Genomic DNA, 14,966 nt, shown 5'->3' with positions numbered 1-14,966 from the left:
GAACTTATTAAAACTTAGATGGCCGACGAAAAAATTATATTCTCGATGGCGGGAGTGAGTAAAATCTATCCGCCTCAAAAACAAGTACTCAAAAACGTTTACCTGTCGTTTTTCTATGGCGCCAAAATTGGGGTTATTGGTTTAAATGGTTCAGGTAAATCATCTTTATTAAAAGTTATAGCCGGGCTGGATAAATCTTATCAGGGTGAGGTGGTTTTTTCGCCGGGTTATTCGGTAGGCTACCTAGCTCAGGAACCTGAACTCGATCCCAATAAAACGGTGCTCGAGGTGGTACAAGAAGGTGTAGCCGAAATTACCGCCATTTTGAAAGAGTATGAGGAAATCAATGAAAAATTTGGTTTGCCGGAGTATTACGAAGATATGGATGCCATGGATAAGCTAATGGCACGCCAAGGTGAATTGCAGGATAAAATTGATGCCGTAAACGCTTGGGAAATTGACACCAAGCTGGAACGTGCTATGGATGCCCTGCGTTGCCCTGATCCGGAAGCTAAAATTGGCGTACTATCAGGTGGTGAGCGCCGCCGGGTGGCGTTGTGCCGTTTGCTGTTGCAGGAACCGGATGTTTTGTTGCTGGATGAGCCGACCAACCACTTGGATGCCGAAAGTATTGACTGGTTGGAGCAACACCTGAAACAATACAAAGGCACCGTTATAGCCGTAACCCACGACCGCTACTTCCTGGATAACGTAGCCGGCTGGATTTTAGAGCTGGACCGTGGCGAAGGCATTCCGTGGAAGGGTAACTATTCTTCCTGGTTAGACCAGAAATCAAAACGTTTGGTGCAGGAAGAGAAAACCGAAAGCAAACGCCAGAAAACTTTGGAGCGCGAGTTGGAATGGGTGCGTATGGCTCCGAAAGCCCGCCATGCTAAAGGCAAGGCGCGTTTGGCTAACTACGAGAAACTGGCTTCTGAAGAAACCAAGGAGCGCGAAGAAAAACTGGAGCTGTTCATCCCGCCAGGTCCAAGATTGGGTAATGTGGTGATTGAGGTGAATAACGTTACCAAAACCTATGGTGATCGGGTATTATTTGAAAACTTGACCTTCTCGTTGCCGCCTGCGGGTATTGTGGGTATTATTGGTCCGAATGGTGCGGGTAAAACGACCTTGTTCCGTTTGATTACCGGGCAGGAGCAGCCCGATGCCGGTACCTTCCGGGTGGGCGAAACGGTAGCATTGGGTTATGTTGACCAGATGCACAACGATTTGGACCCTAAAAAATCGGTTTGGGAGAACATTACTGATGGTCAGGAAACCATGATGCTGGGCAACCGCAGCACCAACTCACGTGCTTATGTATCGCGCTTTAACTTCAACGGTGGCGATCAGCAGAAGAAAGTGGAAGTACTGTCGGGTGGTGAGCGTAACCGGGTGCATTTGGCTATTACGCTGAAAAAAGGTTCGAACGTGTTGCTGCTGGATGAGCCGACTAACGATATCGATGTGAACACGCTGCGTTCATTGGAAGAAGCCTTGGAGAACTTTGGTGGCTGTGCCGTGGTAATTAGTCACGACCGCTGGTTCCTGGACCGTATCTGTACACACATTCTGGCTTTCGAGGGCGACTCACAGGTTTACTTCTTTGAAGGTAATTATTCCGATTATGAAGAAAACCGCAAAAAACGCTTGGGCGATGTAGCACCCAAACGTATTAAATATAAAAAACTGGTAGGTTAAATCTAGCTGTTACAGGTGTTACATGTTTCAGTGTGTAACACCTGTAACACTGACAAACCATTGGCAGTGGTGGCACTGTTCTGTCAGTACTGGCAAAACAGTGCCACCATGCTGTTAAAAGTTTATGCTGATTTTCGGCATAAACTTTTTTATTATGTATGATTCTATCCCGCTAAGTGCTTTGCGGCCGTTGGAAATTGAGATGCTCCGTTCGGAGATACGGGAGAACACCACGCAAAGGCTAAATTACACACCAGCTGGTGTGGTACTGACGGTAAAAACCGGCGACGAATGGCTGAAACAGGAATGCAATACGCCAATGCCTAAACGGCTTTTCGGCGAGTTTTGGTACGAGCACGAGCTTTGTGTTTTGTTTGCCGATACGAACATGGGTAAATCCATGCTGGCGGTACAACTGGCTAACAGTTTGGCCCGTGCTGAACGCATTGAGCCTTTCGGGTTGGATATGGACCGCCGGCAGGTAGTGCTGTATATTGATTTTGAACTAACAGCCAAGCAGTTTGAACAACGCTACCGCGACCCGGCTACAGGCAACCCGCACACCTTCGGCGCACGCTTTTTCCGGGCGGAGTTTAACCCCATGTCTGAACTGACACCTGGATTTAAAGATCGTGAACATCAGCTTAATAGTGCTATAGAAAGCGCCATTAACAAAACACAGGCAACGGTACTGATTATTGATAACCTAACCTGTCTGCGCAGCGGTACGGAAAAGGCCGCTGATGCCTTGCCGCTCATGAAACACCTGAAATATCTGAAAGCTAAATTTAACCTTTCTATCCTGGTGCTGGCGCATACGCCTAAGCGCAATCCACTCAAACCCATTACCCGTAATGATTTACAAGGTAGCAAAATGCTCATTAACTTTTGTGATAGTGCTTTTGCAATCGGCGAAAGTTATCAGGAAAAAGGCTTACGCTACCTGAAGCAAATTAAGCAACGCAACACGCACGAAGTGTATGTGTAACCCCTCCTAAAAGTCGGACTGCTTAGAGGACGAAAAGTCTTAACTTTAAACAGTCAATAATGAAGAACTCTATTATCACCGAAGCACAGATTGTCAAAGCCATCAAGGAATATGAAGGTGGCCGTGAGCTAACTGATATCTGCCGTGAACTCGGCATTCACAAATCCACCTTTTATAACTGGCGAAAGAAGTATGCTGGCATGGACAGCCAGGAGCTAAAGCGTCTGAAGGAGTTGGAAGAAGAAAACCGCAAGCTTAAACACATGTATGCAGAACTAGCGCTAGACAATAAGATGCTAAAGGACGTTCTTTCAAAAAAGTTCTGAAGCCCTGCCAGCGCAAAGACATGGTTGCTTACTTACTGGAAAGTTACAGCGTAAGCATTAGCAGGGCTTGTCGGGTAGTAAAGCTGCCCAAATCCATGTATTACTATAAGAATGTCCGGGATGATTCTGGGACCATTGATAAACTAATTGAATTATCTGAACGCCATCCAACCGAAGGCCAGGATCTATATTACAGCAGGATTCGCCAGCAAGGATTGCTATGGAACTACAAGCGTGTAAGACGAGTTTACTTACTACTGGGCATGAATAAGCGCCGTAAGGTACGCCGGCGTGTACCGGCAAGGGTCAAAGTCCCACTGATCGTGCCTGAGCAGGCTGGAGATACGTGGTCAATGGATTTCATGTGTGATGTGCTGATGAACAAAAGAAGGTTCCGAACGCTGAACATTATTGACGATTATAACCAGGAAGCTATTGCCGTAGAAGCTGCTTATACCATACCAGCCGTGCGGGTCACTCAGATTCTGGAGCGAACCATTCATGAGCAAGGTAAACCAAACTGTATCAGGGTAGATAACGGGCCAGAGTTTAACAGCAAGGAGTTTAAGGATTGGTGTGAAAGCAAAGATATAACCGTGCAATTCACACAACCGGGCAAGCCTATGCAAAACGGCTATATCGAACGCTTTAATAGAACTTTCAGGGAAAACATCTTGGACGCTTACCTATTTGAGGACATTGATCAGGTACAGATTTTAGCCGATGAGTGGATGGAAGATTACAATTTCAGCAGGCCACATGAAGCATTGGGAGGTATAACGCCAGACCTGTATAAGCGGCGAAACTGTGGAGATACCAGAAACTCTACCGAGTTTCCAACATCCCCACAGTTACAACAATAATAATTATATTTTTGAATCAATAAGTCTATATGATACCAGTCCGAACTAAGGGAGGGTTACATATGGCGTTGATAACGTTTGTCTGTGCAAACTGGTTAGGAAAAGCTGGTTTCTACAATATGAATTTACCGGCTACGCCGCAGAGCAGATGCACTTGGATCATATTAGCCATTTAGAACCCCGGATTGCAGAACTGGCTAAGCAAGGCATGAGTCAGCGACAAATCGCCGCCACCTTACAAATTTCCGTAGCTACCGTAAACCGCAAGTTGCATAAGGTAATGCCGCCGGTAGTTTGATGATTAGGAGTACAAGGAGAAGGCAGAGGTAGTAAACTGTATGTGCATAACACCTTAGTTCTTATCTTTCTCTCCGCCATTGTCTGTGTCCTCACAGACAATTATAACTGCTTTTATGGTGGGCTAGTTAGCTATACTAATAACTTAGCCTTAACTCAGATTCCTCTAACGAGAAAACCTGCTAAGACAAAAGTTTATTCTTTTATACTTATAACGTCTAAGAGTACAGATGTGTAATGATGTGATGTATGTGCACCCCAAAATTTTCCTTTAATTATGACTGTTTTACCCTCAAATTTCTTTAAATCAGATTTATAATACCCTAATGCTAATTGAACTCTTTGGATGTCATACTGTGAAGAATTATAGCCTCCAGATTCTGCAATAGCTGTTTCTTGATGAACATTGATAGGTGTTTCCAAATTTAACATCCAGACCGTTTCTTGCAATTCTTCATTCAAAAGTTCGTTATTTGAATCGCCTATGCTATTGTAATAAATGCCACTAAAATAATTTAAAGAGACCTTACCTTTTATTTCAGATATTGATGGATCAAAAAAGAAGTTTCTTTTTTTAATAATTTCTTTCAATTCATTTCTAACGAAATCGGATTTTTTGACGGCACTCGACAATTCATCTTTGTCAATATTGTTTGAATGAACTACTTTGTTCCTTAATAATTGTAGTTCAGTAATCTGAAAGACCAAGTCGTAGTATAATAATCCTTCATGAACAGCCTCTTCCCACTTGTAGGTTCCACCATTACGTAAGCCAGCAAAGATTTCAGACAAATACTCCTCAATCTGATTCCAGGTTTCAATTACTCTTTCTAATGACAAACCTTCAAATTTTGAGGTGTAATTAACATTGAAAAGTTTCTCTAATAAAATTTTTACGATTCTGTAGTAGGCATTTAATTGTTCTTCATCAACACTCAGTCCTGTTCCTTCATGATATAGCTTATTTCTTATCCTATGAAAGAACTCAATATCAGCAATCTCAATACCTACTAACTTTTTACTTGCATATTTTTCCAATAGCAGAAGATATTTACTAAAACTATTGTTACATTCATCAACCTCTCTTTTGGAAGGTCCAGAAGTTCCCCCAAAGTTAGGTAGCGATAGATAAATTTTGATGCTTGTTTCAACGGCATTATCAATACTTATAAAAGCTATGCGTTTATCAAATGCAGTAGTTAGATTAATATGTCCATCTGCATGTTCAAGTAACTCAATTGCGCCTGAAGCCCAAGTTGCATTCATATTAGTATAAAATTCTATGTATCAATTTAAGTATATGCAATATACCTTTTAAATAGCAATTATTTATAAGAGATTCTCCGCAGTTGTTTGTGTCCTCACAGACAACTACAAGCAGATTAATGAACAGATTACTTAGCCAAATAAGTAATTGAGTTGTCTGTGAAGACACAGACAACGGCGAGCGAGGATACAGCCAACCACGATAATAGTAAAGACAAATGCTAAGGCTTTACAGATCATCCCTATAATGAGTTAACCAGGAATATCGCTGATCTTCTTTTTCGTAAAAGGAGCAGGAAGAGTACACATAATCGTTTGGGTCGGTAGCCAAGTTCCAGTGCTGCTGCAAAGGGTTAGTATGAATGTAATCCAATTTTTGTTCTAATACTTGGCGTGTATATAGCTCGATAGGCAACGCATTTCGTTGCCAAAACTGGTATGTTCTGCTGTTGCGTTCCACTTTAAATTGTTCTAGTAAGAATGAGTTGGTTAACCGTAACTCTTTTTGAAAAGCATGTCCGGTAAACTTCATGAAACTGGCATGAGGCATTTCTTTGCCATTTACAGCAAGATTTGACCATATTAAATGAATGTGATTAGGCATAATTACGAAACCATACACTTTCATTTTCTTTTGTTCAACCAAATGGATTAAGCTACTTAAAATGATGTGTTTGAACTTGTCGGCTTGTAGCAATGGAATCCAGTTCAGAATAGAAGCGGTATAGAAATAAATAGTATTAAGCTGCACGATGTAGGTTTATTGTCGTGAAGATAGTTGTTTATGAGAATATTAGCAAAAAGATCGAATGGACTATATTAAAAGACCTTTTTGTGTCTCCGCAGGGTCTTCCGGAGGAGACCCTGCGTTGCTTGCACTATCTTATCCTAAACGCAGGGTCCTCTAACGAGAGACCCTGCTACGACAAAGTAGTAAAGGGTAAATTAAGCAGTCTGTGAGGACACAGACTGCGGCGGTAAGGAAGAAAATAGTTATACTAAGTAAATCTTAGCTAGCACATTACTCTTTCAGGTTGCTTTAGCTGCTTTTCGCCAGGTTAAGGAGCGATGATTGTCCTCAAAAAGCAAATCGGGCTCTTGCAACCACTGCTCCATTCGTTCAATCATCTTTTGCAGTTGGGTTTCATTGAGCTGACTGATAGCCGTTTTTGAACTATCCAGATGCCGGTACCATACATCCTGAAACAGCCAATCTAATACAATCCGGTTAAAACAATGGTTATACCGAACCGGTCTGGTAAATGATGATGGCAGTGTTTCGTTTAGCAGTTGTTTATATCTGATGATACCAGCAGTCATATCTTTCATAAAGTAAACATGTTGAATTCCGATTATGGTTTACTAAGCATTATTTCTATATCAGATGATATAAACTGTATGCTGACCGCTTCTGGCCCTCCGCAAGGTATTCCAGAGGAAACCCTGTTTTGCTGGTTGCATCTCAGCCTTAACACAAGGTTCTCTAACGATAGACCCTGCTAAAACAAAAAACGTCATGGCGAGGAACGAAGCCACCTCTGCGCTAAAATAAGTTATAGTTCAGAGATAGCCATGCTATCGCTCGCCATGACGTGATAAAACTAAGTTTGTTAAACCCCAAACAACTTTTTAATAAATTATAGAATCGCCGCCAATCCTATCACTTCGCCAATATCTCTTTCGATATGTTTCTCACTTCCTTAATCAGCAGTGGAAAGGCAGGTTCGGGCATGTTCCCGTGGTCAAAGCCATCGAGTTCGTACAGACGGGTTCTTTTGTGGCCGGCTAGTTTCATCATGCGAGCCATATAAGCATTTTCCTCATAACGGCCCAGCATTTCCAATTCACGGTCGCCGGTAATGAGCAATACGGGTGGCGCATCTGCCCGAACATGGTAAAGTGGAGCGTACTCATCAATAATGGGCTGCGTATCTTTAATGCCTCTTTCCTGACGGATGGTGAAATGCGTAATCACCTGCGGACTAAAAGGAATTAAAGCCGCTATACGGTTGGCATCAATATCGTATTTCTGTAAATACCGTTTATCCAGCGTAACCATAGAAACCAGGTAGCCGCCTGCCGAATGACCCGAAACAAAAATGAGTTTGTTGTTACCGCCATATTGAGCAATGTGTTTGAACGTCCAGGCAATGGCCGCAGCTGCATCTTCAATATAAGTAGGCGCTTTTACCTTGGGCGATAAGCGGTAACCTACGCCGATCACCGCAAAGCCTTTTTCCATTAAAGCCTTAGGTATTTCTTTATTGCCAGCTGTAATGCCACCACCATGAAACCAGACTACCGTAGCATAGTTCTTTGCGCCTTTCGGGTAGTACAAATCTAACCGGCAACGGCTGGTTTTGTATTCGTCGGTTTTATCGAGCGAATCGGCGTAATAGGGTAGGTTTTTCAGGGTAACATATTGTTGTTGCGCTTGTACCTGTAAACCGCCTACCAGCAACAGTAAAAAAATAAAAAGCTGTTTCATATCAAAAGTAGATGTATGATGAAATGATTGATGTGTACAAATATAAACTTGCTGCTGAGACAACGACAGTAAATCTGTTTAAGTTGAACGAATGTTCTTATCTTATTAGTCTTAAAATGCAGATAATGAAAATACAGCTTACTGATTAGGTTTTAAAACTTGGTCTGCTGTGTGGCCTAACCGCTGATCGGCGGGCATTTGCATAAACTTGCGGTAGCAGGTATTAATGTAAACCAGCAGGTTAAAATCACGAGACTGAAAAGCATCTACCGATGGGGTGTATAAAGCGATGAAGTTATCCATTTCCGTACCGGTTAGCGGTACATAGTCTAACATTTTTTTGCTGTTAAAAATAGCATCAATCTGCCGGGTAACCCTGTCGTATCTTTCCTGATCTTCCAGCTTCAGCCTTTTTCTTTCTGTAGCCCGGTTCGACCATATCCTGAAGTTCAAGCCACCTTTGTAATTACCATTGGCATCGGTTTGGTAGTTTACACTTTGTCCATGAAAATTAGGGTCATGGTAGGTAATGGCTTCACCTTCCGAAGTAGAAATTTTTACTTCTTTAAGCAGGTGGGTTTCAGGCAGTAAAAAGACTTCACACTCGCTCAAGCTAGTTACTACCAGCGTATCATTCTGGTAAGCAAAGCCTTTAAAAATCAGCATATCATTCACCTTTGCCTTAATGCTGAACTTGCCATTGTTATCAGTAGTAGCCGTTTGTTTGCTGCTCAGGTTCTGAACGTTAATGCCCGGCAGGGTAATGCGGGTTTTACTTTCAAATACACGTCCGCGTAATTCCTGGCTATGGGCGTAGCAAGTGGTTAGGCAAAGTATAATAGCTATAAGCCATACACGATACATCATGATATGAAAGTACAAATAGCCGGCTTAATAATTAAGGAGAAGTATGTTAAAACCTGTTAAATTACTTACGAACCATTCTGCTGCGCACAGCCGCTATAATAGGAGGAATGATAGAAACCAGGATAATAGCCAGCGCAATCAATGAAAAATGTTGTTTGAAGAAAGGGATATTCCCCAGCAGGTAACCCGCAAACAGGAAAACAATAATCCACGCTGTGCCACCCACAATGTTGTATAAACTGTATTTAGATAGTGGCATACGGCCTACACCAGCCACAAAGGGAGCAATGGTACGGATGATCGGCATAAAGCGGCTTAAAATAACTGCCAGCGGACCATGTTTATCAAAAAATGCCTGCGTTTTTAAATAGTAATCGAGCTTGAGGACTTTGTTTTCGGGTTTAAATACTTTGGCACCAAAGTATTTGCCTAGTTCGTAATTAACGGTATTGCCTAAAAAGGCAGCCGCAATCAGCAGCGTGGTTAACAAGTAAATATTCAAACCTGTATTACCGGCAGCAACAAGAGCACCTGCGGCAAACAGCAGCGAATCGCCGGGTAAGAAGGGGGTAACCACAAAACCGGTTTCTGCAAAAATGATGAAGAACAGAATCAGGTACGTCCAGCCCTGATAATTGCTGATAATTTCGGCCAGGTGCTTATCAATGTGCAGGATAAAGTCGATTAGGGAATGCAGAAAGTCCAAAGTATAAGAGTTTGCCTCAAAAATAAGAATATACTTTTAAGTTAAGGTATGTCACACGGTAATGTACAACAAATTGAGCCGACTAGGCTTGAATATGCCGGTGCAAAGGCGAAGTTACTGATTGGTAATTACCCCCAAGCTCAAAGCGGCTGAATCGGTACGGCTGGATAAGCCTTGTGCAAACAAGGTGTACAAATGCCCATCCTGAATGGTAAAGCTGCTCATAGTGGTTAAAGCATCCGTACTATTGCCGGTAGCAAATGCTTTAAAAATGTAATTACCGGCTGGCAGCGTTACGTAAGCAGATTTTTTTTTGAATAAGACGTTAGTGAACTCATTAACCTTAATGCCATTGGCATAAATATCATACGCTGAACTAGCCGTGCGAGGCGATAAGTTAATGTACCGAACTTTTCCACCCTTGCCTATGCTGGGCAAAGGTTCTGCATTATCATTGGTGGTTACTGAGGTAAGCGTATTATCAGCATCTAAACCGACTACGTACACGGTGTATTTAGTATAAGAGTTTAGCGCAGTGGTGTCGTCAGTAGAAATAACGCGGTTTAAGGTTTTGGTAGAACGAATTTGCAGTGGATACTGGGCAGAGCTTAGATAGAAATAATCAGACGATGTGGTACCCGTACGTGATGCGTAAGAGTAGTACGTTTTAACGCTAGTGATACCCGTTGCAGCTGTGCGGTTTTGCTGTACATCGTTCAGGAAAAAAGCTACCGGGTACGCATCCGGACTGAAATTAAGTATTTGCAATTGTACACTGGTGGCAGCGGGTGTAGTATCATTTGATTTTTTGCAGGCTGCCAAAAACAGGAGCAAACTGAAGGCTACACCTGCTATACGCCAATAAACTGATTTATATGTTTGCATTATTCAATCAACAGGTTGTTTACTGATTAGTTAATAATCCTACTCTGAACGCTGAAGTACCTGTGCCTTTTAACGTACCTAGTGCAACTAAAGTATATATACTGCTTGATGTTAAAGAAACAGTGGTGGTGTAAATAGTGCCACCAGTAGCCGTGTTAATAACTGTAATTACTTTGTCGCCACTGCTGGCCAGCGTCTGAAACGTACTAACTGATTTGTAGGCATTGCTGGTAAACAGTACTGTACCATCTAACTTTATTTGTAAGTTAGGTACAGTTGGAGCAGCATTAATAAATCTCATTTCAGGTAGAGATGAAGAATTTGCAGTCAGCGTATCTTTAGTTAAAAAAGTATCACTGCGGGTATTGCCGGTTACAAATAACGAGTAAGCGTAACTGGTTGTAATATCTGATACTGTAACCGGTGCTACATAAGGTAAAGTTAGAGGCAGGGTAAATAAAGTATCGGTGTTGGAAAAATCTACGTTGTTGAAGTTATGCTTAAAGGCAAAAGTTTCGGTTCCTGCAGCAATAGTAAGATAGCCGGTTGAGCCACCTGTATAAATACCGCTGGTACTGTTTTGCCGAGTGCCATTTAAATAAATGTTGATAGGATCAGTAGTGGCATTAATTACTGATAGCCTGGTATTATCTACCGTTGCAACAACATCATTGTTTTTTTTGCAGGCAGTTAGGCAAGCTATGGCAGCTACTATCAGTAAAATACAGTATTTAAATTTTCTCATATCACCTGAGCTTATAACTCGTTGTTTGCGGCTTTGGTATCGGCTATAATTAAAAAAAGCCCGGCATGTTAACCGGACCTCTTTTAACTTTTCGGTTGCATTACTATTTGCAGCAACCGTTATCTTGTTGATAGTATGGGGCAATGTCAATCAGTCCTTAGATTTTTTGCCCTTTTACTTACTTAGGCGTAGCTGTTTAGCATTACCGGCATTACCAGCATCAGTACGTCTTCGTTCTCATCACTACCTTGAGGCAACAACAAGCCGGCGCGGTTCGGGGTTGACATTTGTAAAGCTACTTCTTCACTACCCAGATTTTTCAGCATCTCAATCAGGAAACGGGCGTTAAAGCCAATTTCCAAATCCTCACCTTCATACTGGCAGCTTAAGCGTTCGTGTGCCTCATTAGCAAAATCAATATCTTCTGATGATATATTCAGTTCGTTGCCGCTCAATTTCAAACGTACCTGGTGGGTGGTTTTATTGGCATAAATGGCTACACGCTGCAACGTACCCAAAAACGACAAGCGATCAATCAGCATACGGTTAGGGTTATTTTGCGGAATAACAGCTTCATAGTCCGGGTAACGCTCGTCAATCAGGCGGCATACCAGGTTAATGTTGCCGAACTTGAAGAAAGCACTGGTGTTGTTGTACTCTACCGAAACAGTTACATCCTCAGCTGGTAAAGCTGATTTTAAAAGGTTAAGCGCCTTTTTAGGTAGAATAAACGAAGTATTGGTGGCGCCCTGTGCATCATTACGGCGGTAACGTACCAGTTTGTGCGCGTCAGTAGCTACAAAAGTTAAGTTTTGGGTAGATAACTGGCAGAATACGCCGGTCATGGCCGGGCGCAACTCATCATTACTTACGGCAAACAGGGTTTTATTGATCGCCTCGCCCAATACGGATGCCGGCAAGTTGACAGATGAAGGATTTTCAACCACCGGAATTTTAGGGAAGTCGTCGCCGTTTTCGCCGCTCAGTTTATATTTTCCATCGCCGGCACTGATCTCGATAGCAAAAGTTTTATCATCTACTGAAAATGAGATCGGCTGCTCTGGTAATGATTTCAGCGTATCCAGCAATATGCGTGATGGAATAGCAATACGGCCGTTCTCTTTAGCCTCAACCGCCAGCGAAGTGGTCATGCTGGTTTGCAAATCGGTGGCAGATATGGTCAGGTTACCATCCTTAATTTCAAACAGGAAATTTTCCAGGATAGGTAGTACCGTGCTGCTGCTTAATGCACCACTTACCGACTGCAATTGCTTCAGTAAGGTTAATGTTGAAACAATAAATCTCATAACTCAATTTTAATCAATCAAAAGTATGAAAATTAACGCGCATACTGTTGTTTGCGGTAATAATGTTGAAAAAATGCAAATAATAATACTATGCCCAATGGTACCAAGGTATTTACCAGTTGCCAGTACAACTTTTCATTACGAATGCGTGCCCGGTTCAGCAATCGAATCTGTATTTCTTTAGTACGCAAGGCAATCAGTCCCGAATCATCAGTCAGGTAATCTACCATGTTCAGCAACAAATTTTTATTGCCGAAGGTTTGCTGCGTGTAACGATCGTAGCCCAGCGGAAAAGGTGATCCATCAGTACTTACCTGGTTTTTCAAGATATCGCCATCACTCAAAACTATCATCTTGGCTGGCTGACTTTGGTTTAGTACCGGAACCTGCTCCATCATACCTTCAGGTACTGGCCGGTTCTGGAAGTTCGAGGGGAAACGTCCTTCCAGTAACACGCCTACCTTTTTGGGCGTACTCTGAAATTCGCGCGGATTGGGTTCCTGTTCCAATGCCTGTAAAGATAAGGTTTTAGGTGCCGTCAGGCTTTTGTTATAAGGGGATGAAGTAAGCAGGACCGTTTTTCGAGTACCTTTTACAGTCAGCGTATCTATCGTGCTGGCAAACTGGCTGTAAATGCCATCCAGGTTCTTGACTACCGGGTGTTTGGCGGTGGGAATAAAGATTGGGTAAAACAGCCAGGGTACCATTTGTATTTGCGGTTGTCCGCCTATGTTGCCGGTAGTTACCGGTATCTGCGCGCAGTTTAAATCAGCAATCAGATCATAGTTGATGCGTACGCCATAGCGGAAAAGCTGGTCGTCCAGGTTCAGTTGTTTCGGGAAAGCCAATTGCTCGCCACCATGTCCGCGTAAGCTGTCTAATTCGGCGCTTACCTGGTCAATGGCCCATAAAATACGACCGCCACGCATGAGGTACTGGTCCATCTTAAACTTTTCCAGTTCGGTAAAAGGCTGTTCAGGTTTGGGTATAACCAGCAGTTTCAACTTTTGCATACCCGCAAACGGAATGGTTTGCAGGTTTACCCGGCCTACCTCAAAGCCATCAGCCAGAGTATGTAAGGCATCATTCAGTTGCAGATCGGCTAATTCATGGTGCCCTTCGGTAAAGCCAATACGCGGGCGGCCACCCGTAGTTGCCTTTTTTATGGACGAAGTAAAAGCATACTCCAGGTTTTGCACCGAGTTGTTGAGTACCTGATCGGGGTCAAGCCCCATACGGGTTTGCAACAATTTAACGGCTATCTGTCGTTGACCGGCAGTAACCACAGCCGCCGGGAAAATAATTTTTTGCGATAAACCATTATCGGTTTTTACGCTCAGGTTAGTTGGCTCGATGCCTTGCGCCTGCATGTTTTGCAAGGTTTGTTCCTGCTGTTGCTGCGATTGACCTTCCAGCGGGTTTACCAGCTCGTATTGTAATTTACGGTGACTGTAAGCCTGTAAATCGTTCAGCATATCCATGGTTTCGCGTTGCAGGCGTTTCATGCCACCGGGCAAATCTTTGCCTTGCAAGTATACCGTTACTTTAACCGGCTGTGCCAGGCTATCCATCACATTGCGACTGATGGGCGATAGGGTAAAGCGCTTTTCTTTGGTAAAATCAATACGGGTAAATATAAACTGTGTTAGCAGCACAATGGCAAAATATAAGGTTATCAGACCCAGAACCGAGCGGTTAAATACCGGCTTTTGCTGTTGCCGGGCAACCACAATTAAAGTTAAAGCCAGGAAGAATAAAATAAGTAAAACAAAGTAAGCCAGATCGCGCGTATCCAGTACGCCACGACTTACCGACTCATAATGTTGGGTAATCCCCAGTCGTTGCACATCCCAGTTTTGTAAGGATAACAGCTGGCTGATTGAATCAAATCCGCTGTAAAAAAAGTAGCAAATAAAAACCGCTATGGTAAAAGCAATAATCTGGTTTTTGCTAATGGATGATGCAAACAGACCAATGGCTGTAAAGGCGGCGCCTAACAAAAATAAACCAATGTAGGAGCCGGTAATAGCTCCGGTATCCAGGTTGCCTTGCGGGTTGCCCAGTACACTTACCGAATAGGCATACACCAGTGTAGGCAGCAGCGCAAACAATACCAATACTACACAGGCCAGGTATTTGCCCCCAACAATTTGCCATTCAGTAAGCGGGCGCGTAGCCAGCAGTTCATAAGTACCTTCGCGCCGTTCTTCGGCTAACGACCGCATGGTAATGGCGGGTATCAGAAACATAAACAGGTAAGGCGCGGTATTAAACAGGCTTTCTAATCCGGCATAGCCATACTCCAGTATGCTGGATTCGGGGAATACCCACAAAAATAAACCCAGCACCAGCAGGAACACGCCAATGGTAACATAAGCTACTAAGGAACTGAGGTAAGATGTAATTTCTTTTTTTAATATCGTGAACATGAATATCTGTTATCAACGTCATTGCGAGCGATAGCGTGGCAATCTTTGCATAGGTATTAGCGCCCGTGCCTGTCAGCGCAGCGATTGCTTCGTTCCTC

15 protein-coding genes are annotated in these 14,966 nt (G+C 43.0%); 5 read left to right on the top strand and 10 right to left on the bottom strand.

Annotated features, from left to right (window positions below):
* Positions 1–18: 18 nt before the first annotated feature.
* The 5 genes from ettA to HH214_RS04110 all read left to right on the top strand — a co-directional run bounded on the left by ettA (position 19) and on the right by HH214_RS04110 (position 4,176).
* Entirely contained in the window at positions 19–1,701 is a 1,683-nt protein-coding gene (gene ettA, locus HH214_RS04125; protein WP_169606138.1) for an energy-dependent translational throttle protein EttA, read from the top strand.
* A 154-nt stretch (positions 1,702–1,855) separates the two neighbouring features.
* Positions 1,856–2,689, top strand: coding sequence for an AAA family ATPase (locus tag HH214_RS04120; RefSeq protein ID WP_169606137.1), 834 nt, complete (start codon positions 1,856–1,858; stop codon positions 2,687–2,689).
* A 59-nt stretch (positions 2,690–2,748) separates the two neighbouring features.
* Positions 2,749–3,015, top strand: coding sequence for a transposase (locus HH214_RS22290; protein WP_390622374.1), 267 nt, complete (start codon positions 2,749–2,751; stop codon positions 3,013–3,015).
* Positions 3,016–3,035: 20 nt separating this feature from the next.
* Complete coding sequence (locus HH214_RS04115) at positions 3,036–3,878, top strand: IS3 family transposase (RefSeq protein ID WP_390622373.1); 843 nt, start codon at positions 3,036–3,038, stop codon at positions 3,876–3,878.
* 148 nt (positions 3,879–4,026) lie between these two features.
* Entirely contained in the window at positions 4,027–4,176 is a 150-nt protein-coding gene (locus tag HH214_RS04110; RefSeq protein WP_169606136.1) for a helix-turn-helix domain-containing protein, read from the top strand.
* A 194-nt stretch (positions 4,177–4,370) separates the two neighbouring features.
* Here the strand turns inward: HH214_RS04110 and HH214_RS04105 are convergent, their stop codons facing one another.
* The 10 genes from HH214_RS04105 to gldG form a co-directional block, all read right to left on the bottom strand.
* Positions 4,371–5,441, bottom strand: a complete 1,071-nt coding sequence (locus HH214_RS04105; RefSeq protein ID WP_169606135.1) for a DUF4431 domain-containing protein — start codon at positions 5,439–5,441, stop codon at positions 4,371–4,373.
* A gap of 229 nt (positions 5,442–5,670) precedes the next feature.
* Positions 5,671–6,192, bottom strand: coding sequence for a transposase (locus HH214_RS04100; RefSeq protein WP_169606134.1), 522 nt, complete (start codon positions 6,190–6,192; stop codon positions 5,671–5,673).
* Positions 6,193–6,470: 278 nt separating this feature from the next.
* Positions 6,471–6,770 (bottom strand): hypothetical protein, encoded by a 300-nt coding sequence (locus HH214_RS04095; protein ID WP_169606133.1) that lies wholly within the window; start codon positions 6,768–6,770, stop codon positions 6,471–6,473.
* A gap of 331 nt (positions 6,771–7,101) precedes the next feature.
* Entirely contained in the window at positions 7,102–7,929 is an 828-nt protein-coding gene (locus HH214_RS04090) for an alpha/beta hydrolase (RefSeq protein WP_169606132.1), read from the bottom strand.
* Between the two features lie 138 nt (positions 7,930–8,067).
* Positions 8,068–8,796, bottom strand: a complete 729-nt coding sequence (locus HH214_RS04085) for a carboxypeptidase-like regulatory domain-containing protein (protein WP_169606131.1) — start codon at positions 8,794–8,796, stop codon at positions 8,068–8,070.
* A 61-nt stretch (positions 8,797–8,857) separates the two neighbouring features.
* Complete coding sequence (locus HH214_RS04080) at positions 8,858–9,502, bottom strand: DedA family protein (protein WP_169606130.1); 645 nt, start codon at positions 9,500–9,502, stop codon at positions 8,858–8,860.
* Positions 9,503–9,616: 114 nt separating this feature from the next.
* The gene (locus HH214_RS04075) at positions 9,617–10,387 is read right to left on the bottom strand and encodes a DUF4397 domain-containing protein (protein WP_169606129.1); all 771 of its coding nucleotides are present in this window, start codon (positions 10,385–10,387) and stop codon (positions 9,617–9,619) included.
* Between the two features lie 19 nt (positions 10,388–10,406).
* Entirely contained in the window at positions 10,407–11,132 is a 726-nt protein-coding gene (locus tag HH214_RS04070) for a DUF4397 domain-containing protein (protein WP_169606128.1), read from the bottom strand.
* Between the two features lie 182 nt (positions 11,133–11,314).
* On the bottom strand, positions 11,315–12,439 hold the full coding sequence (gene dnaN, locus HH214_RS04065) for a DNA polymerase III subunit beta (protein ID WP_169606127.1): 1,125 nt from the start codon (positions 12,437–12,439) through the stop codon (positions 11,315–11,317).
* Between the two features lie 32 nt (positions 12,440–12,471).
* Entirely contained in the window at positions 12,472–14,868 is a 2,397-nt protein-coding gene (gene gldG, locus HH214_RS04060) for a gliding motility-associated ABC transporter substrate-binding protein GldG (protein ID WP_169606126.1), read from the bottom strand.
* Between the last annotated feature and the right edge of the window lie 98 nt (positions 14,869–14,966).

The sequence above is a fragment of the Mucilaginibacter robiniae genome (genome assembly GCF_012849215.1).
Taxonomy (GTDB): Bacteria; Bacteroidota; Bacteroidia; order Sphingobacteriales; family Sphingobacteriaceae; genus Mucilaginibacter; species Mucilaginibacter robiniae.
The sequence above is the reverse complement of the archived record's forward strand: the minus strand, read 5'-3'. Positions and strand labels throughout refer to the sequence as shown.

Excerpts from the sequence above, each read along its gene's own strand:
- HH214_RS04120 (WP_169606137.1), top strand. The coding sequence starts at position 1,856 with ATGTATGATTCTATCCCGCTAAGTGCTTTGCGGCCGTTGGAAATTGAG.
- gldG (WP_169606126.1), bottom strand. The coding sequence starts at position 14,868 with ATGTTCACGATATTAAAAAAAGAAATTACATCTTACCTCAGTTCCTTA.
- ettA (WP_169606138.1), top strand. The coding sequence starts at position 19 with ATGGCCGACGAAAAAATTATATTCTCGATGGCGGGAGTGAGTAAAATC.
- HH214_RS04110 (WP_169606136.1), top strand. The coding sequence starts at position 4,027 with ATGCACTTGGATCATATTAGCCATTTAGAACCCCGGATTGCAGAACTG.
- HH214_RS04090 (WP_169606132.1), bottom strand. The coding sequence starts at position 7,929 with ATGAAACAGCTTTTTATTTTTTTACTGTTGCTGGTAGGCGGTTTACAG.
- dnaN (WP_169606127.1), bottom strand. The coding sequence starts at position 12,439 with ATGAGATTTATTGTTTCAACATTAACCTTACTGAAGCAATTGCAGTCG.
- HH214_RS22290 (WP_390622374.1), top strand. The coding sequence starts at position 2,749 with ATGAAGAACTCTATTATCACCGAAGCACAGATTGTCAAAGCCATCAAG.
- HH214_RS04075 (WP_169606129.1), bottom strand. The coding sequence starts at position 10,387 with ATGCAAACATATAAATCAGTTTATTGGCGTATAGCAGGTGTAGCCTTC.
- HH214_RS04070 (WP_169606128.1), bottom strand. The coding sequence starts at position 11,132 with ATGAGAAAATTTAAATACTGTATTTTACTGATAGTAGCTGCCATAGCT.
- HH214_RS04105 (WP_169606135.1), bottom strand. The coding sequence starts at position 5,441 with ATGAATGCAACTTGGGCTTCAGGCGCAATTGAGTTACTTGAACATGCA.
- HH214_RS04085 (WP_169606131.1), bottom strand. The coding sequence starts at position 8,796 with ATGATGTATCGTGTATGGCTTATAGCTATTATACTTTGCCTAACCACT.
- HH214_RS04115 (WP_390622373.1), top strand. The coding sequence starts at position 3,036 with ATGGTTGCTTACTTACTGGAAAGTTACAGCGTAAGCATTAGCAGGGCT.
- HH214_RS04095 (WP_169606133.1), bottom strand. The coding sequence starts at position 6,770 with ATGAAAGATATGACTGCTGGTATCATCAGATATAAACAACTGCTAAAC.